21 protein-coding genes are annotated in these 25,452 nt (G+C 67.1%); 6 read left to right on the top strand and 15 right to left on the bottom strand.

The annotated features are described in order from the left end of the window. Nucleotides 1-61: 61 nt before the first annotated feature. Both serA and LX70_RS16170 read right to left on the bottom strand, forming a co-directional pair. A complete protein-coding gene (serA, locus tag LX70_RS16175) occupies nucleotides 62-1,657 on the bottom strand; it encodes a phosphoglycerate dehydrogenase (protein ID WP_105515838.1) in 1,596 nt (531 codons plus the stop codon). An 81-nt stretch (nucleotides 1,658-1,738) separates the two neighbouring features. After that, nucleotides 1,739-2,887, bottom strand: a complete 1,149-nt coding sequence (locus LX70_RS16170) for a phosphoserine transaminase (protein ID WP_105515837.1) — start codon at nucleotides 2,885-2,887, stop codon at nucleotides 1,739-1,741. 252 nt (nucleotides 2,888-3,139) lie between these two features. On the opposite strand from LX70_RS16170, the gene serB reads away from it, so the two are divergent. Then, the gene (gene serB / locus LX70_RS16165) at nucleotides 3,140-4,012 is read left to right on the top strand and encodes a phosphoserine phosphatase SerB (RefSeq protein ID WP_105515836.1); all 873 of its coding nucleotides are present in this window, start codon (nucleotides 3,140-3,142) and stop codon (nucleotides 4,010-4,012) included. A 177-nt stretch (nucleotides 4,013-4,189) separates the two neighbouring features. On the opposite strand, the gene LX70_RS16160 is transcribed toward serB, so the two are convergent. Then, nucleotides 4,190-5,185, bottom strand: a complete 996-nt coding sequence (locus LX70_RS16160) for an asparaginase (RefSeq protein WP_281260460.1) — start codon at nucleotides 5,183-5,185, stop codon at nucleotides 4,190-4,192. Between the two features lie 167 nt (nucleotides 5,186-5,352). Between LX70_RS16160 and LX70_RS16155 the strand changes: the two genes are divergently transcribed. Next, the gene (locus LX70_RS16155) at nucleotides 5,353-5,880 is read left to right on the top strand and encodes an invasion associated locus B family protein (RefSeq protein ID WP_105515834.1); all 528 of its coding nucleotides are present in this window, start codon (nucleotides 5,353-5,355) and stop codon (nucleotides 5,878-5,880) included. A gap of 31 nt (nucleotides 5,881-5,911) precedes the next feature. Here the strand turns inward: LX70_RS16155 and LX70_RS16150 are convergent, their stop codons facing one another. The 10 genes from LX70_RS16150 to LX70_RS16105 form a co-directional block, all read right to left on the bottom strand. Next, nucleotides 5,912-8,110 carry a fused MFS/spermidine synthase gene (locus LX70_RS16150; protein ID WP_105515833.1) on the bottom strand — a complete coding sequence of 733 codons (2,199 nt, stop codon included), beginning with the start codon at nucleotides 8,108-8,110 and terminating at the stop codon, nucleotides 5,912-5,914. A 69-nt stretch (nucleotides 8,111-8,179) separates the two neighbouring features. Further along, nucleotides 8,180-9,349, bottom strand: a complete 1,170-nt coding sequence (locus LX70_RS16145) for a DNA recombination protein RmuC (protein ID WP_105515832.1) — start codon at nucleotides 9,347-9,349, stop codon at nucleotides 8,180-8,182. After that, complete coding sequence (mutL, locus tag LX70_RS16140; RefSeq protein ID WP_105515831.1) at nucleotides 9,346-11,190, bottom strand: DNA mismatch repair endonuclease MutL; 1,845 nt, start codon at nucleotides 11,188-11,190, stop codon at nucleotides 9,346-9,348. The genes LX70_RS16145 and mutL overlap by 4 nt, the downstream gene beginning before the upstream one ends. Nucleotides 11,191-11,246: 56 nt before the next feature. Then, a complete protein-coding gene (locus LX70_RS16135; protein ID WP_105515830.1) occupies nucleotides 11,247-12,560 on the bottom strand; it encodes a M16 family metallopeptidase in 1,314 nt (437 codons plus the stop codon). Further along, the gene (locus LX70_RS16130; RefSeq protein ID WP_105515829.1) at nucleotides 12,557-13,912 is read right to left on the bottom strand and encodes a M16 family metallopeptidase; all 1,356 of its coding nucleotides are present in this window, start codon (nucleotides 13,910-13,912) and stop codon (nucleotides 12,557-12,559) included. Before LX70_RS16130 ends, LX70_RS16135 begins: the two co-directional genes overlap by 4 nt. A 90-nt stretch (nucleotides 13,913-14,002) precedes the next feature. Then, nucleotides 14,003-14,566, bottom strand: coding sequence for a DUF3035 domain-containing protein (locus LX70_RS16125; protein ID WP_105515828.1), 564 nt, complete (start codon nucleotides 14,564-14,566; stop codon nucleotides 14,003-14,005). Nucleotides 14,567-14,618: 52 nt separating this feature from the next. Continuing rightward, a complete protein-coding gene (lspA, locus tag LX70_RS16120; protein WP_105515827.1) occupies nucleotides 14,619-15,089 on the bottom strand; it encodes a signal peptidase II in 471 nt (156 codons plus the stop codon). A 7-nt stretch (nucleotides 15,090-15,096) separates the two neighbouring features. Further along, nucleotides 15,097-16,668 carry a bifunctional phosphoribosylaminoimidazolecarboxamide formyltransferase/IMP cyclohydrolase gene (purH, locus tag LX70_RS16115; RefSeq protein WP_105515893.1) on the bottom strand — a complete coding sequence of 524 codons (1,572 nt, stop codon included), beginning with the start codon at nucleotides 16,666-16,668 and terminating at the stop codon, nucleotides 15,097-15,099. A 60-nt stretch (nucleotides 16,669-16,728) separates the two neighbouring features. Then, nucleotides 16,729-18,498, bottom strand: a complete 1,770-nt coding sequence (locus tag LX70_RS16110) for a heparinase II/III family protein (RefSeq protein WP_105515826.1) — start codon at nucleotides 18,496-18,498, stop codon at nucleotides 16,729-16,731. A gap of 88 nt (nucleotides 18,499-18,586) precedes the next feature. Continuing rightward, the gene (locus LX70_RS16105; RefSeq protein WP_105515825.1) at nucleotides 18,587-19,864 is read right to left on the bottom strand and encodes an RsmB/NOP family class I SAM-dependent RNA methyltransferase; all 1,278 of its coding nucleotides are present in this window, start codon (nucleotides 19,862-19,864) and stop codon (nucleotides 18,587-18,589) included. Between the two features lie 67 nt (nucleotides 19,865-19,931). Here LX70_RS16105 and LX70_RS16100 point away from each other — a divergent pair, with 67 nt between their 5' ends. Beyond that, nucleotides 19,932-20,111: a DUF1674 domain-containing protein gene (locus tag LX70_RS16100; protein WP_105515824.1), complete on the top strand. Its 180-nt coding sequence runs from the start codon at nucleotides 19,932-19,934 to the stop codon at nucleotides 20,109-20,111. Nucleotides 20,112-20,229: 118 nt separating this feature from the next. On the opposite strand, the gene dapB is transcribed toward LX70_RS16100, so the two are convergent. Next, complete coding sequence (gene dapB, locus LX70_RS16095; RefSeq protein WP_105515823.1) at nucleotides 20,230-21,048, bottom strand: 4-hydroxy-tetrahydrodipicolinate reductase; 819 nt, start codon at nucleotides 21,046-21,048, stop codon at nucleotides 20,230-20,232. 98 nt (nucleotides 21,049-21,146) lie between these two features. Between dapB and rbfA the strand changes: the two genes are divergently transcribed. The 3 genes from rbfA to truB are packed head-to-tail and all read left to right on the top strand — an operon-like array spanning nucleotide 21,147 to nucleotide 23,254. Further along, on the top strand, nucleotides 21,147-21,572 hold the full coding sequence (rbfA, locus tag LX70_RS16090) for a 30S ribosome-binding factor RbfA (protein WP_105515822.1): 426 nt from the start codon (nucleotides 21,147-21,149) through the stop codon (nucleotides 21,570-21,572). Next, nucleotides 21,553-22,299 (top strand): phosphodiester glycosidase family protein, encoded by a 747-nt coding sequence (locus LX70_RS16085; RefSeq protein WP_105515892.1) that lies wholly within the window; start codon nucleotides 21,553-21,555, stop codon nucleotides 22,297-22,299. Before rbfA ends, LX70_RS16085 begins: the two co-directional genes overlap by 20 nt. Before the next feature lie 52 nt (nucleotides 22,300-22,351). After that, nucleotides 22,352-23,254 (top strand): tRNA pseudouridine(55) synthase TruB, encoded by a 903-nt coding sequence (gene truB / locus LX70_RS16080; protein ID WP_105515821.1) that lies wholly within the window; start codon nucleotides 22,352-22,354, stop codon nucleotides 23,252-23,254. Between the two features lie 56 nt (nucleotides 23,255-23,310). Here the strand turns inward: truB and LX70_RS16075 are convergent, their stop codons facing one another. Further along, complete coding sequence (locus LX70_RS16075; protein WP_105515820.1) at nucleotides 23,311-25,287, bottom strand: FAD-dependent oxidoreductase; 1,977 nt, start codon at nucleotides 25,285-25,287, stop codon at nucleotides 23,311-23,313. Nucleotides 25,288-25,452: the final 165 nt, after the last annotated feature.

Raw genomic sequence — 25,452 nt, 5'->3', positions numbered from 1 at the left:
CGCGGCAGAGATGGGAAACCGGGCCGATGATGCGGCCCGGTCCCTGGTCACTTCGCCCGGCTCAGGCGACCTCGAACTCCAGCGGCTTCACCTGCTGGAAAAGCCCCGTCTTCATCAGCTTGTCGATGACCGGCTGCGGGATCGGATCGTCGACGTAAAGAAGCGCGATCGCATCATTGCCGCGCGCCGACCGGCCAAGGGTGAAGTTCGCGATGTTGACGCCGTTTTCGCCCATCGTCTGGCCCAGTGTCCCGATGATCCCCGGCACGTCCTCATTCGTGGTGTAAAGCATGTGCTGCCCGATCTCGGCGTCGATATTGATGCCCTTGATCTGGATGAAGCGCGGCTTGCCGTCGGAAAAGACCGTCCCGGCGATCGACCGTTCCCGCGTCGCGGTGACGACGGTCAGCTTCATGTAGCCGTCAAAGACGCCGCCCTTCTCCTGATGCGTGGTGGAAATCTGGATACCGCGTTCCTTGGCGATGACGGGGGCAGAGACCATGTTCACGTCCGGGTTGGTGGCCTTCATGATCCCGGCAATCGCGCCGCAGTTCAGCGCCGACAGGTTCATCGAGGCGACCGTGCCGTCGTAAAGGATGTTGATCGCCTTGACCGGCTCATCCGTCATCTGCCCGGCAAAGGCGCCCAGATGCTGCGCAAGCTTCAACCACGGCCCCATGACGGCCGCTTCCTCGGCGGTGACCGAAGGCATGTTCAGCGCGTTCTGTACCGCCCCGGTCAGCAGGTAGTCCGACATCTGCTCGGCCACCTGAAGCGCCACGTTTTCCTGCGCCTCGGTCGTGGCGGCCCCCAGATGCGGCGTGACGACCACGTTCGGCAGGTGGAAAAGCGGGCTTGCCGTCGCGGGCTCGGTCTCGAACACGTCGAAGGCGGCCCCGGCGACATGGCCGGATTTCAGCGCCTCGGCCAGCGCCGCCTCATCCACCAACCCGCCACGGGCGCAGTTGATGATCCGCACACCCTTTTTCGTCTTCGCGATGTTCTCTTTCGACAGGATGTTGCGGGTCTTGTCGGTCAGCGGCACATGCAGCGTGATGAAATCGGCCCGCGCCAGAAGCTCGTCCAGTTCCACCTTGGTCACGCCCATCTGCTTGGCGCGCTCCTCGCTCAGGAACGGGTCATAGGCCACCACCTTCATGTGCAGCCCCAGCGCCCGGTCACAGACGATGCCGCCGATATTGCCCGCACCGATCACGCCCAGCGTCTTGTTGAACAGCTCCACCCCCATAAAGCGGTTCTTCTCCCACTTCCCGTCATGGGTGGAGGCGCTGGCCTCCGGCAATTGCCGGGCGACGGCGAACATCATCGCGATGGCATGTTCGGCCGTGGTGACAGAGTTGCCGAAGGGCGTGTTCATCACGATGATGCCCTTCTTCGACGCGGCGGGAATATCGACATTGTCGACCCCGATCCCGGCCCGGCCGATGACCTTGAGGTTGGCCGCGGCGGCAAGGACCTTTTCGGTGACCTTGGTGGCCGAGCGGATGGCAAGGCCGTCATACTGGCCGATCACCTCCAGAAGCTTCTCCTTGTCCTTGCCAAGATCGGGCAGGTAATCGACATCGACCCCCCGGTCGCGGAAAATCTGGACGGCGGTTTCGGAAAGCTTGTCGGATACGAGAACTTTGGGTGCCATGGGGCAAATCCTTGATATGTCTTGGGGAACGCTGTCCCGGACCTGATCCGGGACCTCATGTTCGGTTTGGCGCGCGAGGGGTCAGTTTGCCTGCGCAGCGATCTCGGCCTCGAAGGCCCATTCGATCCACGGCATCAGCGCGGCAACGTCCGATGCCTCGACCGTCGATCCGCACCAGAGGCGCAGGCCCGCAGGCGCATCACGATAGGCGCCCGCATCGAGCGCCACGCCCTCTTTCTCAAGCCGCTTCGCCACCGCCTTGGCAAAGGCCGCGCCGTCCCTGATCCGGGCATCGGTGAACTTCAGACACACGCTGGTGGTCGATGCCGTCGCCGGATCGACCGCCAGATTGGCGATCCAGTCCTTGTCCGCGATGAAATCGTGAACCGCCCTGGCATTCGCCCCGGCCCGCGCGATCAGCCCCTTCAACCCGCCGATGCCTTGCGCCCATTTCAGCGCGACAAGGTAATCCTCAACACAAAGCATCGACGGCGTATTGATCGTCTCACCGACAAAAATGCCCTCAATCAGCTTGCCGCCCTTGGTCATGCGGAAGATTTTCGGCAGCGGCCAGGCGGGGGTATGGCTTTCCAGCCGCTCCGCCGCGCGGGGCGACAGGATCAACACGCCATGCCCGCCCTCGCCGCCCAGCACCTTCTGCCAGGAAAAGGTGACGACATCGAGCTTGTCCCAAGGCAGGTCCATCGCGAAGGCCGCGCTGGTCGCGTCGCAGATCGTCAGGCCAGCGCGGTCCGCCGGGATCGCATCGCCATTCGGCACCCGCACGCCGCTGGTCGTCCCGTTCCAGGTGAAAACCACATCCTTGTCGAAATCGACCGTCGCGAAATCCACGATTTCGCCATAAGGCGCCTTCTTCACACTCGCATCCAGCTTCAGCTGCTTGACCACATCCGTGACCCAGCCCTCGCCGAACGATTCCCAGGCCAGCATCTCCACCGGCCGCGCGCCCAGAAGCGACCAAAGCGCCATTTCCACCGCGCCGGTATCCGACGCCGGAACGATGCCGATCCGGTACTCGGCCGGAACGCCAAGGATCTCACGGGTCAGGTCGATCGCCTCTTTCAGCTTCGCCTTGCCGATGGCGGCACGATGCGACCGGCCAAGCGGTGCATCCGAAAGCATGTTGAGGGAAAAACCGGGGATCTTCGTGCAGGGGCCCGAAGAGAAGCGCGGATTGACCGGCCGCGCGGCCGGAGGCGTCTTGACCATTGCTGGTATCCTTCCAGATATACGCCCCTCGTTGGGGAGGGGTGTCCCGCCGCCGGGGATAAAGCGGCCCGGACCGCCGCACAAGCCGGAAAATCGCGCCGAAGCGTCGCTTTCGCGCCCCGATCCGCAACACGCCATCCACTATCGGAAACTCCACCACCCCGCCGCCTCTCGCCAGAAACCCCTCTGGCCTCCCGCGCCGGTTCGCACTAGAGGTCCCGAAAGACCCCGAAACCACCGGAGCGGCCCACCATGTTCATCGTGACCCTGCTTGCCAATCCCGACCGCGCCGATCTCGACACCGCCGCGGTCGAGGCGCTTCAGAACGCCTGGGGCGGCGACACGGCGCGCTGGCTCAACCCCGGCATCGCCGCCGAATTCCCGGTAGAAATCGTGCCAGCGAACAGATGGGACAACTGGCAGGGCTTGCAGGAGATGGGGCTCGACCTCATCGTCCAGCCCGCCGAGGGGCGGCGGAAGAAGATGCTGCTGGCCGATATGGATTCGACCATGATCGGCCAGGAATGCATCGACGAACTGGCCGACATGGCGGGCGTCGGCCCCCGCGTGGCCGAGATCACGAAACGCGCCATGAACGGCGAACTGGATTTCGAAGGCGCGCTGATCGAACGGGTCGGCCTTCTCAAAGGCCTGCCCGAAGCCGTGATCGACAAGGTCCTGGCCGAGCGCATCACCTTCACCCCCGGCGGGCGGGAGCTTCTCGCCACGATGAAGGCCAATGGCGGTTACGCGGCCCTCGTCTCGGGCGGCTTCACCGCCTTCACCACCGCCGTGGCGCGGGAACTCGGCTTCGACGAACACCGCGCCAACACGCTTCTGGCCGAAGACGGCACCCTCACCGGCGACGTCGCCCGCCCCATCCTCGGGCGTGAGGCCAAGATCGCCGCGCTGGAAGAGATCACCGCCCGCCTCGGCCTTGCCCATGCCGATGTAATGGCCGTCGGCGACGGCGCCAACGACCTCGGGATGCTGCACCGCGCCGGTGCCGGTGTCGCGCTTCACGCCAAGCCTGCGGTCGCCGCCCAATGCGACATCCGCATCAATCACGGCGACTTGACGGCGCTGCTCTACATCCAGGGCTACACGGTCGAGGACTTCGCCTGACCCCACGGGCTTCTTCGTTGCAAAAATAATCCCGCCGGAGGCGTCGCGAAGGTCTGCCGCGCAAGCGGCGGGCCTGAGGGGAAGATCGTGCGCCCGGTACGGGCGCCCCGCCCTTTGATTTCGCATGTTCGGGAAGCACGAAAACCGGCTCCCACTTTTCATGCAACATGCTTCAGGTCAGGCCGCGAAACCGGGGGCCAGCCGCATCTCGCCCACCGCGATCCCGCGCCGGTTCAGCATCGGGTCGCTCAGGTAACGCCCGACGACCGGATGCCCGGCCTCCAGCGCGCCAAGCCGCACCAGAAGCGCCGTGATCGCCGCTTCCGAGGCCCGCGTCCCGCCATCGAGGATCTTCACCGCGACGCCGCGCTTCATCTCCGGCAGGATCGCCACGAACACCGCCTCGGCCCCGGTCTTGACCGCAACCTTGCCGCCCATCGCCCGCATCAGGTTGGTGCAGGCCCGCCCTTCACCGGCGACCAGCGCGGGATAGGCCACCATCGCGCGCCAAAGCCGCGCCATGGCCCGTTCGCGCGCGTTCCCCTCGGGGTTGGCGGCGGCAAACCCCGCCATGGCGCGCCCCAGCCCATGCAACGAGGTCGCAAAATTCGGCGCCGAACAGCCATCTATGCCGTAACCGGGCGAGGCCTCGCCCGTCACCTCCTCGAACGCCGCCCGCACGGCTTTTTGCACCGGATGGTCGACCTCGACATAATCCGGCCCCGCCTTCAGGTGCCGGCCCAGCGTCAGGAAGCCCGCATGCTTGCCGGAGCAGTTGTTGTGGACCTGACAGGGCGCGGCGTCCGAACACATCAGCTCCTTCCGCGCGTCGCGGTCGTCGGGCATCTGCGTCCCGCAACGCAAATCGTCGTCGCCCATCCCCAGATCGGCGAGCCAGCGATTGACCGGATCGGTGTGGATATGCGCGCCATTATGGCTCGCGCAGGCCAGTGCCAGCTGCGCCTCGGCCAGACCAAAGGCCTCCGCCGCGCCGCTTTCGATCAGCGGCAGCGCCTGGATCATCTTGCAGGAGGACCGCGGAAAGATCACCGCCTCGGGGTCGCCCCAGGCCTCGACAATCGCGCCGCTCTCGTCGCAGATCACCGCATGACCGGCATGGACGCTTTCCAACATCCCGCCGCGCCAGAGTTCTATCAAGGGAATCGCTGCCAAATCACCCTCACCATTGCGCGATTTTCTGCCGCCGGGGCTTTCCCCGTCCAAGGAATTCGCGTTATGACACCCATACTCAGTGATAGGGTTTCCTGCCACCCAAAAGTCGATCGGCAACAGCGACGGGGCAGGAGGCAAAGACAATACGGTTGGAGGGAGCAGATCCAATGACATCGGCGATGCTGCGCATCCTGGGCGCTACGGTTCTGGCAATTGGCACGACCACGGGCGCGCAGGCACAGGTCTCGACCAACAGGGTGGCGGCCGAAACCGACTGGAGCGTCTTCGTCGAGGACAGCCCGAAGGAATGCTGGGGCGTCTCGGCCCCGAAGGAAACCGTGAACACGCGCGACGGCAAGGCCGTGTCGGTGCGGCGCGGCGACATCCTGCTTTTCGTCACCTTCCGCCCCGGCTCGGCCGCGGGCGAGGTGTCGTTCACCGGCGGCTACCCCTTCGCGGGCGGCTCGACCGTGGATCTGATGATCGGCGATACGAAGTTCGACCTTTTCACCGATGGCGAATGGGCCTGGGCCGGATCGCGTGACGACGACGCAAAGATCATCGCCGCCCTGAAGGCCGGGGCGAGCGTCTCGCTGACCGCACGTTCGGCGCGCGGGACGCAGACCAAGGACAGCTTCTCGCTCCTCGGGATCACCGCCGCGCTCGACGAGGCCGCCAAGCGCTGCGCCAACTGACGCCGCGCGGGTCCGGCCGGGCCGCTGCGGGTCAGTTCAGCACCGACAGCAGGTTCGCGAAATCGTCGGTCCAGACCGGCCCGCCGTCTGAGCGCAGCACCCGCCACCGGGGGTCCGCCGCCAGCGGGCCAAAGACACCCTCATCCCGTGCGATCATCACCACGCGCGATCCGATATCGCCGGGGTCGCGGTCGGCATTGCCGTCATACTCCTCGATCCGCGCCGTCAGGCCCAGCGCGGCGGCGCTGCGGCCCAGCGGCCGGTCGATGGCGTAGTAGCGGTTCGAGATGTGGTAGATAAGCAGCCCGTCCGGGGCCAGACGGCCCATGTAAAGCTCCATCGCTTCCAGCGTCGTCAGGTGCATCGGCACCGCATCGGACCCGTAGGCGTCGATCACCAGGATGTCATAGGGCGCCTCGCCGCCTTCCTGCGACAACACCACCCGCGCGTCACCCAGACGGGTCGTCATGTCTGGTGCGCAAGCAGACAGGAAGGTGAAGTAGGCCGGATTGCGCGCGATCCGATCCACCGCCGCGTCGATCTCATAGAACGTCCAGTCCTGCCCCGGCTGGCTGTAGCAGGCCAGCGCCCCGACACCCAGCCCCACGATCCCGACACGCTTCGCGCGCTGCCCGACGGGGGAGCCAAGGACCCGCGCCATCGGCGCGTTGCGGTGATAGTAAAGCTGCGGTTCGGGCCGGTCGCGCCCGAAATCGGCCAGCTTTTCCGACCCGTGAATGGTCGTGCCGTTGACGTACTGGCGCATCCCGTCCGCCTCCATCACCCGGTGGGTGCCAAAGAAGCTGCGATCACGAAAGACATCGCCCGAAGGCATTTCATAAAGGCTGATCCCCGTCACGATCCCCATGGAAATCGCCGCGGCCGGTAGCTGATGGCGGAACCAGATCGCCACGCCACCGGCCAGCGCGAACATCGTCAGGCGCAGCGTCAGCCAGTCATCGACACCGTAGACCCGCGTCATCACCACGATCGGCACCACCGCGATCAGCCCGAGGGCGGCCCCCTTCAGCGCCAGCGCCCGCGTCGGCCGCATGGCGCGGCTGAGGATCAGGACCGCCGCCAGCAGTACGGTCACCCCGCCCTCGGCCAGCGTGTTGAACAGGATCGGCGCGAGGATGGAGTTGAAGATCCCGCCCAGCGCACCACCGACGGACATGACCAGATAGAACACGGTAAGGTGACGGCCATCGGGGCGCTCGGCATAAAGCCTTGCATGACCGAACAGCGCCACCACGAAGAAGGCAAGGACCAGCCCGGCCGCCCCCCAGACATCCAGATGCCCGCCCGTCAGCCCCGCGAAAGCCGCGCCAAGCCCGCCAAGCGCGATCAGGTAAAGGAGACGCAGGACCGGGCTGGCCCCGATGGGCCGTTTCGCGAAGGTCAGGACGAAGCTGAGAAGGTACAGCGACAGCGGCACCACCCAGACCAGCGGCACGGCGCCCAGGTCGGTACTGATCTTCGTCGTGACCGCCAGCATCATCGAGGACGGCACGAAGGACAAAAGCAGCCACCAGCCGACCTGGCCCGCCGTGATCGGCCCGGCCGCGCCCTCGGCCCGTGCCGCGCGTGCGTTGGGGCCGCGCAGCACCAGAAGGCCGCAGATCAGAAGGAAGGCGCCGAAGGTGACAAAGCCCAGCGCCCAAAGCTCCCCGATCCGCCGCGCGCCCAGAAGCGGTTCGGCGACAAGGGGAAAGCCCAGAAGCGCGATGAGCGAGCCAAGATTGCTCGCCCCGTAAAGGAAATAGGGATCATCAGCCGAAGGGCCGTCGCTGCGCGCATACCAGGACTGGATCAGCGGCGCGTTGGCCGACAAGACACCGAAGGGCAGCCCGACGCCCAGCGCAAAGAGGACCAGCGTCTGTACCACGGCGGACCTCTCCGCCGCGAACTGCCAGCCTTCGGGGATCGCCAGCGGCAGGAAGAACAGCGCCGCCCCCCAAAGCAGCAGATGCAGGAAAAGCTGCGCCCAGACCGGCAGATAGCGCGTCACCAGATGGGCATAAAGGTAACCGCCGATCAGAACGCTTTGGAAAAACAGCATCGCGGTCGTCCAGACCGCAGGCGCGCCGCCGATCTGCGGCAGCACGATCTTGGCGAAAAGCGGCTGCACGAAGAACAGCAGGGACGCGCTGATGAAGATCGTGACGGTGAAAAGCACCGGAACGATGAATCTCGCCGTCGACACGGGACCCGTCTCAACCCTCTGCATTTGCCCTCTCCGCACTGGTCATTGTTGACCGTTACGGATGAAATCCGCCCGGAATGCGGCGAATACCAGTCAGATCTTGGCCAATGGCACCACGCGCTGATCCTCAGCCTCGGGCGAAAGCTCCTCAAAGTCGAAATTGTCGAGCTTTGCCGCGCGCTTGCCCGCGCGTTCGGCAGCCGTGGTGATGCCCTCCAGATCGCCGCGCGCCTGGTTGAAATGGGTGGAAAGCTTGTCCACCCGCTCAACCACCAGTTCCACGTCGCGGTGCAACAGCCGCAGCGTCGCGCGGATCGCCCCCGCCTGTTCCCGCATCCGCGCGTCCTTCAAGACCGCCCGCATGGTGTTCAGCGTCGCCATGCAGGTCGTCGGTGACACGATCCAGACCCGCGCGTCAAAGCCTTCGCGCACCAACTCGGGGAAGTTCGCGTGCAGCTCGGCATAGACCGCCTCCGACGGCAGGAACATCAGCGCGCCATCCGCCGTTTCCCCGTCGAGGATATAGCGTTCCGAGATCGCCTTGATATGGCTTCTGACCGCGATCCGCAGGCTGCGCTGCGCCTCGATCAACTGCGACTGGTTTTCGGCCCGGCGCAGCATCTCATAGGCTTCCAGCGGGAACTTGCTGTCGATCACGATGGGGCCGGGCGGGTTCGGCAGGTGGATCAGGCAATCGGCCCGCCGCCCGTTCGACAGCGTCGCCTGCATCGAATAGGAATCGGGCGGCATCGCCTTGCGGACGATGTCGTTCAACTGAATTTCCCCAAAGGCGCCGCGCGTCTGCTTGTTCGACAGAATGTCCTGCAAGGACAGGACGTCACCTGACAGCTTTTCGATATTCGATTGCGCCTTGTCGATCGTCTCAAGCCGCTGCTGAAGATCGCCCAGCGACCGGGCGGTGCGCGTCGCGGCGCCCTGAAGGCTTTCGGTCATGCCCTTGGACACTTCCGCCAGCCGCTGCTCCATCAGGTGCAGGACCTTGGTCTGTGAGGTCGCCTGCGCCTCGGACACATGGGTCAGGCCACCGGCAAGCTGCTGCTGCCCGTCCGACAGGGACTGCACCCGCTGGCCAAGCTGGCTGAGGTGATAGGACAGCGGTTCGGTCATCCGGGCCGACCGGGCAGCAGCGCGCATGGTCAGGATGATGAGGATAAAGAGCGCCAGCACCAGCACCGCGCCGCCGAGGATGGCAAGCACCAGCGGGTCGCCCAGCGCATAGCTCTGTCCGTTGACCGTGATCATGTGCGCCCGAAAAGCCGTTCGATATCGGAAAGCTTCAACTCGACATAGGTCGGCCGCCCGTGATTGCATTGCCCCGACAGCGGCGTCGCCTCCATCTCGCGCAGAAGCGCGTTCATCTCCTCGGGCCGCATCCGGCGGCCGGAGCGAACCGATCCATGACAGGCCATCCGGCTGAGAACCGCGTCGATCCGCGATTGCAGCTTCTGACTGCTGCCGAGGTCGTGCAATTCGTCCAGAATGTCGCGGATCAGCGCCGTCACATTGACCTCGCCCAAGAGCGCGGGAGTCTCGCGCACGGCCACCGCGCCACCGCCGAAGGGCTCAACCGTCAGCCCCAGCGCCGAAAGCGGCGCCGCGTGGTCCAGCAAAAGGCCCGCATCGGCGTCCGAAAGCTCAACAATCTCGGGGATCAGAAGCGCCTGCGCCGCCACGCCGTTCGCGTCGCGCTGCCGCTTCAGCCGTTCATAGACCAGCCGTTCATGGGCGGCGTGCTGATCGACGATGACGATGCCGGTTTCGGTCTGGGCGATGATGTAGTTCTCATGCACCTGCGCGCGGGCGGCGCCAAGGGGGTTCTGCTCCTGACCGCGATCCGTGACCTCGGGCATCGGCGCCGGATCGAACCGCGCGCTGGCCTCGGCGAAATCGCGGGCAAGCGGCGCCTGCCAGTCGCGGACATGGTGAAGCGTCGTCTGCGACGGCCGGTCCATCTGATAGATACGCGGCGCCGCGCCTTGCGGTTCGCGCCGAAGCGCCCCCAGCGTTGCCGCCGCGACGGTGGAGGACGCGCGATGCCCCGCTTCGGCCAGCGCATGGCGCAGCGCCGACACGATCAGGCCGCGCGCCACGCCGGGTTCGCGGAACCGCACCTCGGCCTTGGCGGGATGCACGTTCACGTCCACCCGTTCGGGGTCGCAGATCAGGTTCAGCACCGCCGCCGGATGCCGGTCACGGCTCAGCACATCCATATAGGCCGCGCGCAGGGCCCCGATCAGCAGCTTGTCGCGGACCGGGCGGCTGTTGACGAACAGGAACTGTTCCACCGCCGCGCCGCGCGAATAGGTCGGCAAGGCGGCAAAGCCGGTCAGGCGGATGCCCTCACGCTCCGCATCAATCGGCAGGGCGTTTTCGGCGAACTCCCTGCCGATCAGGGTGCCGAGCCGGTGCGACAGCGCGTCAAAGAGATCGCCCTGCTCAGGGTCCGCCCGCAGGATCACACGGCCCTCGCCACCGCCCGACACGTCGCGCAGCGTGAACCCGACGAAAGGCTCTGCCATCGCCAGACGCTGCACCACGTCGCGGATCGCCTGCGCCTCGGCCCGGTCAGAGCGCAGGAACTTCAGCCGCGCGGGTGTCGCGAAGAAAAGATCGCGCAACTCGACGACGGTGCCTTTCGACAGGGCCGCCGGGCGCACCGGATCGACCCGTCCGCCAGAGACGGCAATCTCCGCCGCCGCCTCCCCCGCCGCGCGGGAGGTGATGCGAAGCCGCCCGACCGCGCCCAGCGACGGCAGCGCCTCGCCCCGAAAGCCGAAGGTGCGGATGTTCAGCAGGTCCGATCCGTCGATCTTGGACGTTGCGTGCCGGGCCAGCGCCAGCGGCAGATCGCCAGCGCTCATCCCGCAGCCGTCATCGGCCACGCGGATCAGCGTCTTGCCGCCATCGGCATAAGAAACCTCGATCCGCCGCGCCCCGGCATCCAGCGCGTTTTCGACCAGCTCCTTCACGGCCGAGGCCGGACGTTCGACCACCTCACCCGCAGCGATGCGGTTGACGGCGGCCTCATCCAGCTGCCGAATAACAGGCCGATCAGGCAGGATATTGGGGCTTTCGGCGTTCATCCTACCAGAATTAGCAGGTTCCGGCAGATTCGGCCATGCCCGGCGAAGGCTTTGCGTCAGTTCGTCGTCTGAAGTCCGACGGGCTTGCCCACGACCACGAAACGCAAGCCACCGGGTGTCATCAACCGTTGTGCCACCCGCTTCACATCGTCCAGCGTCACCGCCTCGATATAGCCGTTGCGGTCGTTGACATAGGAGGCAGGCAGCCCCTCGGCCATCATGCCGACGAGGATGCCAGCAATCCGGTCATTGCCGTCGAAGCGCAGCGGGAAGGAGCCGGTCAGATAGGTCTTGGCGGCGTCCAGCTCTGCCTCCGTCACGCCGTTGGCCGCCACGTCGGCCCAGACGTCCTGCACCACGCCGATCGCCTCGGCCACCTTTTCGTTCGCCGACGAAAACGTCCCCTGCCAGGTCTCGGCCAGGTTCAGCGGCATCAGGAAGGTTCCGATCCCGTAGGTCAGCCCGCGCTTTTCACGCACCTCATCCATCAGCCGGGCGGAAAAGCCCTGCCCGCCGATGATGTGGTTCAGCACATAGGCGGCGAAGAAATCCGGGTCGTCGCGCGTGATGCCCGGCTGGCCGAAATTCACCACCGATTGGGGGCTGTCGAAATCGACGACGGTCACGCCCCCGGTCAGGTCCGGGGTGACATGGGGCGGCATCGGCGCGCCCTTGGCGGGCAGCGGGCCAAGCACCTCGTCGATCAGCTTGCCCAGCGCCTCGGGCGTGATGTCGCCGACCGCGGCGACCGACACCCGGTCGCGCGCCAGAACCGCGTCCTTGGCGGCGATCAGGTCGTCGCGGGTCAGCGCGGCAAGGCTGTCCAGCGTGCCGTTGCGCACGGTCCCATAGGGGTGATCGCCAAAGGCAAGGCGGTCGAGGGTGCGGCTGGAGATGCGCCCCGGATCGGTTTCGTCCTGCCGGATAAGCGAATCGATCTGCGCCCGCACCCGGTCGATGGCGTCCTGATCGAAGCGCGGCTCTGTCAGGGCGGATTTCAGAAGGGCGACAACCTGATCGCGGTTCTCGGTCAGCATCTGCGCCGAGACGGAGACCGCATCATCGCCCACGTCGAAGGAAATATCGGCCGCCAGCGCCTCACGCGCGGCGGCGAAGCCCTGCGAGTCCAGATCGCCCGCCCCTTCCTCAAGGGTCGAGGTCATCAGCGTGGTCGCCCCGCGCTTGCCCGGCGCATCAAGGCTCGCCCCGCCCTCGAACCGCAGTTCAAGCGCGGTGAAGGGCAGCGAATGTTCCTCGACCAGCCAGGCGCGGATGCCGCCGGGCGAGGTGATCTCCTGTATCTTCACTGCCGCGAGGGCGGGCAGCGCGGTCATAAGGACAACGGCAACCGTGATGAGGGCGCGGATCATTGCATCAACTCCGTCGTGTCATCGCCCGCGCTTTCGGGCATCATCCAGCCGGTGACAGCGTGGCGCTTGTCCAGCACGTCGCGCGCGGCTTGCCGCACCTCATCCACGGTGACGGCATCCAGAACGGCGGGCCAGTCCTGCACGTCCTTGATCGTCAGCCCGGTGGTCAGCGCCTCACCATAGCGTTTGGCCAGACCCATCACGCTGTCCTCGGCATAGATGTTGTCGGCGCGGATCTGGGTCTTGATCCGCGCGAACTGCTCCGCGTCGATGCCGTTCTTCGCCACATCGTCCAGAACGCCGTCCATGGCCTTTTCGGCCTCGGCCATCCCGACACCCGGCGCAGGCACGACGACAAGGCTGAAGGTCGTGTCGTCATAGGACAGACCGTCATAATCGGCGGCGGTGTAAAGCGCGATCTTGCTGTCGAACTGAAGCCGTTTGGCCAGGATCGAGGTCTGCGGGCTGCCGCCCAGCGCCGCGGCAAGGATCGTCAGCGCCGCCGCCGTCTTCTGGTCGCCCGGATCGCGTTCGGGGGCCAGATAGCTGCGCGACAGATAGGGCTGCGCGACGCGCGGGTCACGGTAGCTCAGCCGCCGCTCGGCCCGTTGGACGGGCTCCTGCGGCCGCGCACGCGGGCCGATCCCCGGCGTCGGCGCCAGCGGGCCATAGTATTTCTCGGCCAGCGCCTTCACCTCATCCGGCGTCACGTCGCCCGCGACGATCAGCACGGCGTCATTGGGCGCGTAATAGGTCTTGTACCAGTCCAGCGCGTCCTGCCGGGTCAGCTTCTCCATCTCCTGCCGCCAGCCGATGATCGGCGTGCCATAGGGGTGGTTGAGGTACTGCGCCGCCTGCTTCTGTTCGCCGAAGATGGCGCCCGGATCGCTGTCGGTGCGCTGGTTGCGTTCCTCGATGACGACCTCGCGCTCTGTCTGCCAGTCGTCTTCCGACAGCTTGAGATGGCGCATCCGGTCCGCCTCCATCTTCATCACCAGCTCCAGCCGGTCCGAGGCGATACGCTGGAAATAGGCGGTGAAATCCCATGAGGTGAAGGCGTTGTCCGACCCACCATTGGCCGCCACGATCTTCGAGAACTCACCCGAAGGAACGGTATCCGTCCCCTTGAACATCAGGTGTTCCAGAAAATGCGCCACGCCCGAGACGCCCGGCTTTTCGTCGGCGGCCCCGGCGCGGTACCAGACCATCTGGACGACGACCGGCGCGCGGTGATCCTCGATCACGACGACCTGAAGCCCGTTATCTAGGTCGAAGGACGTGACCTCTCCCGCCGCGGCGGGGCTTGCGAAGACCGCGGCAAGCACGAGGGGGCGCAGAATACGCAGGAACATGCCTTCCTCCCAACAGGATGGGCGAATTGGTAGCGGCTGAATGGCAAGCGTCAAGTCAAAGGCGCGCGGGCTGACGCAGAGGTGATCCTACTACTTCGCCTTCTTCAGCCCCTTGGGCGGTGCGCCGACGTTCTTCACACCGCGCGCGCGCCAGTATTCAAGCTCGGCATGCTGGTCGAGAGACATGCCCGCATAGGCGCGGTAATAGACGTTGGTGTTGAAGATCTGCTCCAGAAGCCGCCCGTCATGGTCACGCCGCCATTGCAAGTCTTCGGCCGCCAGCGTCTGACGGATCCCCGCCGAGCGCCCGTAACGGCCGGTATAGTTGACCAGCGTCGTGCTGGCCGCCGCGATGGTCTGCTGGCCCAGCGCCGCCGGATTGCCGCCCAGCGCCGCGATGGCGTCGGCTTCGGGCGTCGGGTCGGTGATGTTGGCACCGCCCGGCGTCGGCGCCGGAAGCTGCGCCAGATCCTCGGGCATCTGCAAGGGCTTGGTCGGAACCACGGCGAATTCGTCGGGGCTGCGCGTCTGGCTGCGGACATGCATCAGGCGCGGGTCCTTGTCATTGCCACCAAACATGCCGCCGCAGGCTGAAAGCGTCAGCAACAGCACCGCACCAAGCGTTATTTTGCCCAGAGTCAGCCTCGGCTGCATCCGTCTCTCCCTCACCTGCCTGATGTCGTCTTAGCCCAACTGATCGGCGCCGTCACCTAGTCTTCTCCCGCCCGGTAAAGATCACCAGCCCGATGGCGCCGGCAAAGATGGCAATATCGGCGACATTGAAGGAATAGGGGTTCTGAAACCCCGGCACCGACATGTTCAGGAAATCGGCCACCGCGCCATAGATGATCCGGTCGATGACATTGCCCGCCGCGCCCCCGATCAGCATCCCGGCCGAAAGCTTGACGATGGTGCTGTGCGGCTCGCGCCGGACCCAGAGCCAGACCCAGGCGGAGATTACCACCGCCAGCGCGATCAGCGCCCAGCGCGCAAGGTCCGAGGAATGGGACATCAGCCCGAAGTTGATCCCCTGATTCCATGCCATGCGGAAGGTCAGCCAGGGCGGCAGCACGTCGATCTGATGGCGCGCGGAAAGGTCCATCACCTCGACCACGGTGAATTTCGTGATCTGGTCCAGCGCAAAGGTCGCGGCGGCGGTCAGGACGACAAGGCGCATCCCGCCCTCAGTGCCGGAAATGGCGCTGGCCGGTAAAGACCATGGCCAGCCCGGCCGCATCGGCCGCCGCAATCACATCGGCATCGCGCATCGACCCGCCTGGCTGGATCACCGCCGTCGCCCCGGCCTCCGCCGCCGTCAGCAGACCGTCGGGGAAGGGGAAGAAGGCGTCAGAGGCGACGACCGATCCCTTGACCGTCGGTTCCGACAGACCCAGCGCCTCGGCCATATCGGCGGATTTGCGGGCCGCGATGCGGGTGCTGTCCACCCGGCTCATCTGCCCCGCGCCGATGCCGACGGTCGCGCCACCCTTGACGTAGACGATGGCATTCGACTTGACGTGTTTCGCGACCTTCCAGGCAAAGAGAAGATCGGCGATCTCCGCCGCGCTGGGGGCGCGTTTCGTCACCACCTTCAGGTCGGCGGGCAGGATGATGCCGTTGTCGCGGTCCTGCACCAGAAAGCCGCCCGCGACCTGGCGGAAGGTCAGGCCCGCCGATGTCGGATCGGGCAGCCCGTCCGTCGTCAGAAGGCGCAGGTTCTTCTTGGCCGCAAAGACCGCCTTCGCCGCATCGTCCGCACCGGGCGCGATGACGACCTCGGTGAAGATCTGGCAAATCTCTTCCGCCGTCGCGGCATCAAGCGGGCGGTTGAGCGCCACGATCCCCCCGAAGGCCGAAGTCCGGTCGCAATCATAGGCCGCGCGATAGGCGTCGATCAGCGTTTCACCCCGCGCCACGCCGCAGGGGTTCGCGTGCTTGATGATCGCACAGGCCGGTCCCTCGGCCGGATCGAACTCTGCCACCAGCTCGAACGCCGCGTCGGTGTCGTTGATGTTGTTGTAGGACAGCTCCTTGCCCTGCCACTGCTTCGCGGTGGCAACGCCCGCCCGGTCCGATCCGTCGGTGTAGAAGGCCGCCGACTGGTGCGGGTTCTCACCATAGCGCAGCGTCTGCGCCAGCGTCCCGGCAAAAGCCCGGCGGCGCGGCGCCGTTTCGCCCAGCGCACCGGCCATCCAGCCCGACACCGCCGCGTCATAGGCCGCCGTCAGCGCATAGGCCCGCTGCGCAAGCACCTGACGGAAAGCATAGCGCGTCTGGCCCCCGTTGGCGTCCAGTTCGGCCACCACCGCCGCGTAATCCTGTGCGTCGGTCACCACGCTGACATAGGCGTGGTTCTTCGCCGCCGCCCGAATCATCGCCGGGCCGCCGATGTCGATATTCTCGACACAGGTCGCGTAATCGGCGCCCTTGGCCACCGTCGCCTCGAACGGATAGAGGTTCACCACCAGAAGGTCGATCGCCGCGATGCCGTGGTCTTCCATCGCCTTCGCATGGTCGGGATTGTCGCGCAGCGCCAGAAGCCCGCCATGGACCATCGGATGCAGCGTCTTCACCCGCCCGTCCATCATCTCGGGAAAGCCGGTCACATCGGCCACATCCCGGACCGCCAGCCCCGCCTCGCGCAGCATGGTCGAGGTGCCGCCGGTCGACAAAAGCTCCACCCCCCGCGCCGCCAGCGCCCTGGCGAAATCGAGAAGCCCGCCCTTGTCCGAGACGGAGATCAGGGCGCGCCGCATCGGCGCAAGGTCGGAATGCTGGTTTTCGGGCGCGGTAACGGTCACGGGCGGGGTCCTTCGCTATGGGTCCTGGGGCGCGTCGGCATCGCCATCGCGCAGCGTGTCACGGATCGCCGCCGGGGTATCCTGTGCCTTGGCCAAGGTCCAGCCCAACTGGCAGGCATAATCGAGAACGACCGAGGAAAGGATGATCTGCTTCGTCGCCCGCGGCTTCAGCCGCCCGCTTTCAAGGTAGACCGAAGGCTCCAGCCGCAATTCCCCCACGCCGTCATGGCGAAACACCCAGATCTCCCCGCTTTTCAGCGCCATGGAGATGGCCGTGCCGCCAAGATCGACGGTCGCGTCGACATCGGGATGCAGGTGAAAGCGCAGATCGAAAGCGATGCCCTTGTGCCGCGTCCGCTCCATGATCGTCTCATAGCGCCGCCGGTCGCCCACCGTCATCGCGCCCAGCGTATCTTCGCCCGCAAGGGACCGCCCGTCGATCGACAGCGTCAGGTGGCGGATATGCGTCAGGCCATGGGTCGGGACATAACCGTTATGCCCGGCCATCAGGCGATGGCTGTCGCTGTCATCCTCGGGCTGCGCCCAGACCTGATCGGGGGCATCCATCAACTGACTGCGGGCGCTGAACGGCCCTTCTGCGCCAAGCCGTGACGACGAAAACCCCTGCACGCAGAGCGTCGAATGCGATGGCGTCGCCCGCCCCGCGCGGCGCCAGTCCGGCCCGAAACTCGCCCCCGATCCGCAATTGACGATCAGCGGGCGGCGCCCCGACGTCATCTCCATCGCCAGGGTAGAGGCATGGGCGTTCTCCGACGCGCGCCCCGACGGCGGCGGCGCGGCATCGACGATCACGGTGGTGCGCCCGGCGGCCAGCCGCGCATAGCCCATGGCAAGCCCGTGCGCCGTCATCGCCCGGCCGCGCAGATTGGCCAGCGCCTGATCCAGCCGCCCCTCAAGGCCCCGCCCGCCACCATGGAACCGCGCCAGCCCGCCATCGGCATGGCGCAGCGCCCGCAAGGTCGGCGCGATCCGGTCGATGGCGGCGACATGATCGGGATGCGGCACCCGCCCGGCCTCGGCCAGCGCGGCGGCGGCCCAGGTCAGCAGGGTGAAAACTTCAAGCAATTCCTCTGGGTTGCGCGTCGGCACGCCGCCTTCGGCGTCGATCTCGCTGGCGCAGTCGCGGCCCAGCGCCTCGGCGGCGGGGCCGACATGGCGCTCCATCCCGGTCAGGGCAAGGCCCGCGTAGATCAGCCCGGTCAGCGCCTCGAACCGCGGCAGGCCCGGCGCGGCGGTGCGCCAGCGCCGCGCAAGGAAAATCGTCTGCCGCCCAAGGCAACGGAAATACGCGTCGGAATCGGCCCGCGACCGTCCGTTCAGCAGCAGGATCGCATGGTTGATCCAGCGGATCAGCCGCCGCCCGGTCAGGTCCGGCGTCCAGCCCGGCCCCGATCCGCGCCCGAACCGCGCGATCCAGTCAAAGACCCAGTCCTGCGCCCGCTTGCGCGCCGGAAGATCGGAGACCGAGGCCAGATCGTCCAGCCAGGCGCAGCCGTGAATCGCCTCCTCGAACCGCGGATCGGGGACCGGCAGATCCCAGATGGAGCGGTCTTTGGATTCGATCAGGAACCCGGCGAACAGGAAATTCCCGGCAATAAGCTGACGCCCCCGCGCGAAAGACCCGATGGTCTTCGGCTCCGGCTGGCTGACGAACCCGGTCGCGGGCCGCGCCAGCGCCGCAAGACGCGCATGGATGCGGTCGAAGCCACCGACCTTCGCCCCGGTCTGCTTTTCCGATCGCGCCACGCCCCACGTCCCTGTCATTGTCCAGGGCCCGAAAGCCCCGATATCTGCCCGGAGGCAGACTATCCGCGCCCCCGCGCCCTGTCACGGGCGCTCTGGCCCCACTGCCTCAGGACCGGCGGAGGGCCGCGATATAGAACCCGTCCAGCCCGCCAAGCTCCGGCCAGTCATCCGGCCGCGTCCTCAGCCCGCCCTCTGCCGTTCTCCAATGCGGCGCGGCACCGGCGAGGTCAAGCGCCCCGGCGTCGATGGCAAGCGCGCTGTTGCGCTCAAGCGCCGCCGCCACCTGCCGCTCCCCCTCATCGGGCAGAAGCGAACAGGTCGCAAAGACCAGCCGCCCGCCGGGCGCAAGACGCGCGACGGCGCTGTCGATCAGATCGGCCTGAAGGCGGGCGATCTCGCGAATGCCCGTCCCGTCGCGCAGGTAAGGCAGGTCCGGGTGGCGCCGGATCGTCCCCGTCGCCGAACAGGGCGCATCAAGCAGCACCGCATCGAAATCGCCCGCCCCCTCCCAGCTCAGCGCATCCGCCGCAACGACCGTCGCCGACAGCCCGCAGCGCGCAAGGTTCTCCCGCAGCCGCACCAGCCGCTCCTCCGACAGGTCAAGCGCGGTCACCTCCGCCCCCGCCGCCGCAAGCTGCAAGGTCTTGCCCCCCGGCGCGGCGCAAAGGTCCAGCACCCGCTCCCCCTTCCGCACCGCCAGCGCCTTCGCGGCCAGCGCGGCGGCGGCGTCCTGCACCCACCAGTCGCCGGTCGCATAGCCCGGCAGCTCGCTCACCTGCCCGCCGGCGGTCAGCCGTACCGACCCGGTCGGCAGCACCACCGCGCCCAGCCGCCCGGCCAGCCCCGCCGCATCGCCATCCTTCGGTGTCAGGTCGATGGGCGCGCCGCGCGCATGGGCGGCCTCCATCGCCTGCGCCGCCTTCTTGCCATAGGCCGACATGATCCGCCCGCGCAGCCAGCCCGGCATCTCCGGCGCGGGCAGCGCCGCCCAACGCTCAACCGACACCTCCGAGGCGCGCCGCAAAACGGCATTGACCAACCCGGTCAACCGCTCGCCCCCGGCGCCCAGGGCCCGCGTCGCCGCCACGGCCTCGCCTACGACACCATGCGGGGCGGCGCCGTCCTCCATCATCTCGCTGACCGCGACCCGCAGGATCGCCCGCACCGGCGCGGGCGGCACCTTGCGCATCAAGGGCTTCAACACCCCGTCGGCCCGCGACAGGTTGCGCAGCGCCGACAGCGCAAGCCGCTGCGCCCGCGCCCGATCGGGCGGCGCGAGCCTGTCCAACGCCCCGCGCTGCACCTGCTCGACCAGGGACACCCGGTCCTCCAGAACCCCCAGAACCAGCCGCGCCGCCGCCGCCCTTGCCGTTACCTGCGCCATTCCCGCCCCGTTTGCCTTGACCCCTCGCCGCCTATATCATGGCGCGACCCCGGACAAGGACAGCACCATGACCGACCCGCGCACGGATAACCTTCCAGACGCCGCGAAACGCGCGCTGGCCGAGGCGGCGGAGCGTCGCAGAAAGGCAAAGCCCGCCGACCGTCCGACCGAACTCGGCGGCCGCGACGGGCCGGAACCTGTCCGCTACGGCGATTGGGAAAAGAAGGGCATCGCGGTCGACTTCTGACCACGCCCCCCGACGTCTTCCCGCCCCGGCTTCTTCGTTGCCAAAATACTCCCGCCGGAGGCAGGCCGCGCGCGGCCCCGGCGAGCGGGGGCTCGACGCCCCCCGAGACGGCCCGCCCTCAAAGGCCAAGCACATCCATCATGTCATATTCGCCGGGCTTCTGGTCCTGCCCCCAAAGCGCGGCCCTCAGCGCACCGCGGGCAAAGATCGCCCGGTCGGTCGCGACATGGCGCAGGATGATCCGCTCGCCCTCGCCCGCGAAGATCACGTCATGCTCGCCCACGATGTCGCCGCCCCGGATCGCGGCAAAGCCGATATCGCCGCGCTTGCGCGCCCCGGTCAGCCCGTCGCGCCCGCTGTCGCGATGGCCCTCCAGCGCCACGCCGCGCCCCTCGGCCGCCGCCTGCCCCAGCATCAGCGCGGTGCCGGACGGCGCGTCCACCTTCATCCGGTGATGCGCCTCGACGATCTCGATGTCCCAGTCGGCATCCAGCGCCTCGGCCACCTTGCGCGTCAGCCGCGTCAGCAGGTTGACCCCAAGGCTCATGTTGCCCGCGCGCACAATGACGGCGTGACGCGACGCGGCGGTCAACTTCGCCAGTTGCCCTGCCTCGAACCCCGTCGTGCCGATGACATGGACCGCGCGCGCCTGCGCGGCCAGCGCGGCAAACTCGACCGTCGCGGCCGGGGCGGTGAAGTCGATCACCGCCTGCGCCTTCGCGAAAGCCTCAAGCGGATCGTCCGTCACCCGCACGCCATTGGCCGCCCCGCCCATCGCCTCGCCCAGATCGCGCCCGATCCAGGGCGTGCCTTCGCGTTCCACCGCGCCGACCAGCCGCAGCTTCTCCGAAGCCCCGATCAGCTTGACGAGCATCTGGCCCATCCGGCCCGACACCCCCGTCACCACGACGCCCGGCAGATCCTGCTCTGGCTGCATCTCCACGCTCCTTCTTGCGACCGGCCCGGTTTAGCCGGTCACGCAAGCGTTGGCAAAGCCCCGTTGCGGGGCGCGCGGGCTTGGCCTAAACCGGGCCAATGGCACATCACCGCACCTCTTCGGGCAAAGGCCCCTCGCAACGTCAGCTTCGCGTCGGCGAGGCGATCCGGCGCAAGCTCTCCGAAGCGCTGATGCGGGGCGAGATCCATAACGACGATCTGGCAGGCATGTCGATCACGGTGGGCGAGGTCAAGGTCTCTGCCGACCTGCGCGTCGCGACCGCCTATGTGCTGCCCTTGGGCGGTGCCGGGGCCGAGGCGGCGCTGAAGGCGCTCAGCCGGTCGCAGGGGGAGCTTCGCCATGTCGTCGCGCGCGACCTGCAACTGAAATTCGCCCCCGAGCTGCGCTTCCGCATTGACGAAACCTTCGACCGCATGGACCGGATGCGCGAACTGCTGGCCGACGAACGGGTGCAGCGCGACATCGCCGCGACGGATGACCGGGATGACGAAGCTCTGGACTGACACACTGGCGGCCCTTCTGCTGGCCACCCCGGTTCAGGCCGCGGCCGATCCCGCCTGCCGTACCGTCCCCTTCGAGGACCTGACCTTTTCGGTCTGCGAGGCCCACGCGGGCGACGACCTGCGCCTGTTCCTGAAGGATGCCGAGGGCCAGCCGCTTCTGGGTTTCGAACGGGTCGATGCGGCGCTGGCCACCGAGGGGCGCAAGCTGGTCTTTGCGATGAATGCGGGCATGTACCACCCCGACCGCAGCCCGGTCGGGCTTTATGTGGAAAACGGGGCCGAGGCGCAGCGCATCATCACCTCGGACGGGCCGGGGAATTTCGGCCTTCTGCCGAACGGCGTCTTCTGCATCGCCCCCGACCGTTTCGCGGTGATCGAATCGCGCCGCTATGCCGAAACCACGCCCGAGTGCCGCTATGCCACCCAGTCCGGCCCGATGCTGGTCATCGGCGGCAAGCTGCACCCGAAATTCCTGCCGGGCTCGGATTCGCTTTACTACCGCAACGGCGTCGGGGTCAGCGCCGACGGCGCGACGGCCTGGTTCGCGATCTCGGACGCGAAGGTGAATTTCCACACCTTCGCCCGCTTCTTCCGCGATGCGCTCGGCGCGCCCGATGCGCTTTACTTCGATGGCAATATCTCCCGCCTCTATGCGCCCGATCTGGGGCGCAACGATCTTGGCTTTGCCATGGGGCCGATGGTCGGCCTGACCGCCCCGGCGGATTGACGGCCGCGCGGGCTTTCGCTAATCGGCGCGCTTCGGATCGGAAGGGCAGGACATGGCACGCAAGAAGGGCCGCGACATCTCGGGCTGGCTGGTGGTGGACAAACCGGCGGGCATGACCTCCACCTCGGTCGTGAACAAGGTCCGCTGGGCGCTGGACGCGAAGAAGGCGGGCCATGCCGGGACGCTCGACCCCGCCGCGACGGGCGTTCTGGCGGTGGCCCTGGGCGAGGCGACGAAGACCGTCCCCTACATCACCGACGCGCTGAAATGCTACCGCTTCGCGGTGCGCCTTGGGATCGCCACCAACACCGACGACGCGGAAGGCGAGGTGATCGCGACCTCGGACGCGCGTCCCTCGGACGAAGATATTGCCAGCGCGCTGGTGGCGTTTCGGGGCGAGATCATGCAGGTCCCGCCGCAATTCTCCGCCGTGAAGGTCGATGGCGAACGCGCCTATGCGCTGGCCCGCGCGGGGGAGGAAATGGACCTGGCCGCGCGGCCCCTCTGGGTCGAAAGCCTTGAGGTCGTGGCGCGGCCCGATGCCGATACGGTCGAGTTGGAAATGGTCTGCGGCAAGGGCGGCTATGTCCGCTCCATCGCCCGCGATCTGGGGGCGGCGCTGGGGTGTCATGGCCATGTCCTCTGGCTGCGCCGCGTATGGTCGGGGCCGTTCGAGGCCACCGATGGCGTGTCGGTCGAGGTGATCGACGCCGAAGCCAAGACCGGTGCGCTCGACGCGCGGTTGCTGCCGCTTGAGGTCGGGCTGGCGGAGCTGCCCGAGCTGAAGGCGACGCCAGAGGGCGCGGCACGTCTTCGCAACGGCAATCCGGGGATGGTGATCGCCTCGGACATGGACTGGGGCGAGGAAGCCTGGGCGAGCTATCAGGGCCGCGCGGTGGCGGTCGGCGTCTACAAATCGGGCGAGCTGCACCCGAGCCGGGTGTTCAATCTTTGACGGCAAGGCCGGGGGCCAGCCCCCGGACCCCCGGAGTATTTTCGAACAGAAGAAGTTCAGAGCATGAGCGCGGTCTTGCGGCCCTCGTGGAAGGCATAGGGCGCCTGCCGGGGGGCGGCGGCATCGCCGATCAGGTGGGTCTCGATCCCTTCCAGTTCCGCCGAAAGCGGGTCGAAGGCGCGGTTGGTCGTGGACATGACGAGCGCGGAGGCGCCGTGGCGGGTTTCCGCCCCGGTCAGCATGTTGCGCAGTGTGGCCGCGTCGCCGTGCCATTCGGCGACGAGATGTTCGGTCAGGACCCTGACGCCCAGTTTCGCAAGCCGCGGGCGCAGGCCGATATCCGACGAGGTGCGCGCAAGTTCCTTGCCGATGAAGGGTTCCGGCGTGACGATGGTGACCTGCTTGCCCTGTTCGGCCAGCGCCCAGGCGGTGCCGAGGCCGCGCCAGTGACCGCCCTCGTCATAAAGGATCACGCTGTCACCCAGCTTCGCCTCGCGCCGCATGACCTCTTCGGGCGACCAGACATTGCCTTTGTCGATACCGGGCAGCCGGTCATGGCCGGGCAGCCAGCGTTGGAACCCGTCCTCATCGGGCAGCGATCCGGTGGCGAGGATGACGGCATCGGGTGACAGCGCGCGGATGTCGTCGGCTTCGGCGTAACTGTTCAGGTGGACGCGGACCTGGAGCTTTTCGAACTGGCGTTCATACCAGTCGAGCAGGTCAAGAATCTGCGCCCGGCGCGGTTGTTCGCCCGCCAGCCGGAACTGCCCGCCGATCCGGGGTTGCGCCTCGAACAGATCGACGCGGTGGCCGCGTTCGGCGGCGGCGCGGGCGGCCTCAAGCCCCGCAGGACCGGCGCCCACGACGACGATATGGCGGGGTTTGTCGGCGGGGGTGAAGCGGTCGCCACCCCATTCGAATTCACGCCCAGCGGACGGGTTGATGAGGCAGGAGATCCAGTAATCGCGCGACCGCCGCCCCCAGCACATCTGGTTGCAGGAGATGCAGCCGCGCACATCCCCGGCCCGGCCTTCAGCCGTCTTGCGCGCCAGATGCGGATCGGCGATCTGGCCCCGCACGATGGAGACCATATCCGCCTGACCCGACGCGATCACGCTTTCGGCGTTCTCCGGCGTCCTGACATGCGCCTCCGACGTGATCTTTGCGTGTTTGACGACCTTTTTCAGTTCCTCGGTAAAGGGCGCGGTCAGCTTGTCGGCATAAAGGAAGGTCGGCATCAGCCGTTCGAAATCGAGGTAACCGCCATGTCCGCAGGTGACGTAATCGACATGGCCTGTGGCGTCATGCAGCGCCACGACCTCGGCCAGCGCCTCGCCCTGCAACAGCACGTCGTGGCTGTCGGAGGTGGAGATGGCGAGGCCGATGATGAAATCCTCGCCACATGCCTTGCGGATGCCCTCGATGATCCGCCGCGACATGCGGGTGCGGTTTTCAAGGCTGCCGCCCCATTTGTCCGTGCGCCGGTTCGACCAGGGCGTCCAGAACTGATCCAGAAGCGAGTGATAGGCGCCCCAGACCTCCACCCCCTGAAAGCCACCCTTCTTGCAGCGGACAGCGGCGGCGATATGGGCCGCGATCAGCTCCTCGATCTCGGCCTCCGTCATGGCATGGGACCCGTCGCTGTCGTGATAGGACGGCCCGCCCGACGGCCCCCAATGGGGCGAAAAGCTGAGGTCGGAATCGCCATGCGCGCCGATATGGTAAAGCTGCTGGAGAAGGACCGCGCCCGCCTCTTTCACCGGCTCCGTCACCTTGCGGAAATGCGCGATCACCTCATCGGTGGAATGCAGGAAGTTGCCGCGCGTCAAAACGCCGGTGCGGTGAACCGGCATCGGTTCGGCCACGATCATGCCCGCGCCCCCCAGCGCGCGTTCCAGAAGATAGCCGGCGAAACGCGGGCCGGGCAGGCCCATCTCGGCCATGTTCGCGGTATGGGCGCCGAAGACGATCCGGTTGCGCAGCGTCTGGCCGCGTAGCTCGATCGGGGACATCAGGTGGGGGTGGGCGGTCATGGTCGGGTCAACCTTCGCTTTCGTTTCGTCTTGCTCTGCCTGTCCCGGGCCTGCCCCGGGACCTCTTGCGCGGAGAAGGACCCGGTCCGGGGCGCCTTCCGGGTATAGCCGAAATCTTACGGGCGCGCGGGCCGCAGGGCATGTCGGCCGCGCGACATTGCGCCC

The organism is Albidovulum denitrificans, from assembly GCF_002973535.1.
Classification (GTDB): Bacteria; Pseudomonadota; Alphaproteobacteria; order Rhodobacterales; family Rhodobacteraceae; genus Albidovulum; species Albidovulum denitrificans.
The sequence above is the reverse complement of the archived record's forward strand: the minus strand, read 5'-3'. Positions and strand labels throughout refer to the sequence as shown.

Bases quoted from the DNA above. Each gene is read 5' to 3' on its own strand.
- LX70_RS16170 (WP_105515837.1), bottom strand. From the start codon at position 2,887: ATGGTCAAGACGCCTCCGGCCGCGCGGCCGGTCAATCCGCGCTTCTCT.
- serA (WP_105515838.1), bottom strand. From the start codon at position 1,657: ATGGCACCCAAAGTTCTCGTATCCGACAAGCTTTCCGAAACCGCCGTC.
- LX70_RS16150 (WP_105515833.1), bottom strand. From the start codon at position 8,110: ATGCAGAGGGTTGAGACGGGTCCCGTGTCGACGGCGAGATTCATCGTT.
- LX70_RS16125 (WP_105515828.1), bottom strand. From the start codon at position 14,566: ATGCAGCCGAGGCTGACTCTGGGCAAAATAACGCTTGGTGCGGTGCTG.
- mutL (WP_105515831.1), bottom strand. From the start codon at position 11,190: ATGAACGCCGAAAGCCCCAATATCCTGCCTGATCGGCCTGTTATTCGG.
- truB (WP_105515821.1), top strand. From the start codon at position 22,352: ATGGCACGCAAGAAGGGCCGCGACATCTCGGGCTGGCTGGTGGTGGAC.
- LX70_RS16110 (WP_105515826.1), bottom strand. From the start codon at position 18,498: ATGACAGGGACGTGGGGCGTGGCGCGATCGGAAAAGCAGACCGGGGCG.
- dapB (WP_105515823.1), bottom strand. From the start codon at position 21,048: ATGCAGCCAGAGCAGGATCTGCCGGGCGTCGTGGTGACGGGGGTGTCG.
- LX70_RS16130 (WP_105515829.1), bottom strand. From the start codon at position 13,912: ATGTTCCTGCGTATTCTGCGCCCCCTCGTGCTTGCCGCGGTCTTCGCA.
- rbfA (WP_105515822.1), top strand. From the start codon at position 21,147: ATGGCACATCACCGCACCTCTTCGGGCAAAGGCCCCTCGCAACGTCAG.
- LX70_RS16100 (WP_105515824.1), top strand. From the start codon at position 19,932: ATGACCGACCCGCGCACGGATAACCTTCCAGACGCCGCGAAACGCGCG.
- lspA (WP_105515827.1), bottom strand. From the start codon at position 15,089: ATGCGCCTTGTCGTCCTGACCGCCGCCGCGACCTTTGCGCTGGACCAG.
- LX70_RS16075 (WP_105515820.1), bottom strand. From the start codon at position 25,287: ATGACCGCCCACCCCCACCTGATGTCCCCGATCGAGCTACGCGGCCAG.
- LX70_RS16085 (WP_105515892.1), top strand. From the start codon at position 21,553: ATGACGAAGCTCTGGACTGACACACTGGCGGCCCTTCTGCTGGCCACC.
- LX70_RS16155 (WP_105515834.1), top strand. From the start codon at position 5,353: ATGACATCGGCGATGCTGCGCATCCTGGGCGCTACGGTTCTGGCAATT.
- LX70_RS16105 (WP_105515825.1), bottom strand. From the start codon at position 19,864: ATGGCGCAGGTAACGGCAAGGGCGGCGGCGGCGCGGCTGGTTCTGGGG.
- purH (WP_105515893.1), bottom strand. From the start codon at position 16,668: ATGCGGCGCGCCCTGATCTCCGTCTCGGACAAGGGCGGGCTTCTCGAT.
- LX70_RS16145 (WP_105515832.1), bottom strand. From the start codon at position 9,349: ATGATCACGGTCAACGGACAGAGCTATGCGCTGGGCGACCCGCTGGTG.
- LX70_RS16135 (WP_105515830.1), bottom strand. From the start codon at position 12,560: ATGATCCGCGCCCTCATCACGGTTGCCGTTGTCCTTATGACCGCGCTG.
- serB (WP_105515836.1), top strand. From the start codon at position 3,140: ATGTTCATCGTGACCCTGCTTGCCAATCCCGACCGCGCCGATCTCGAC.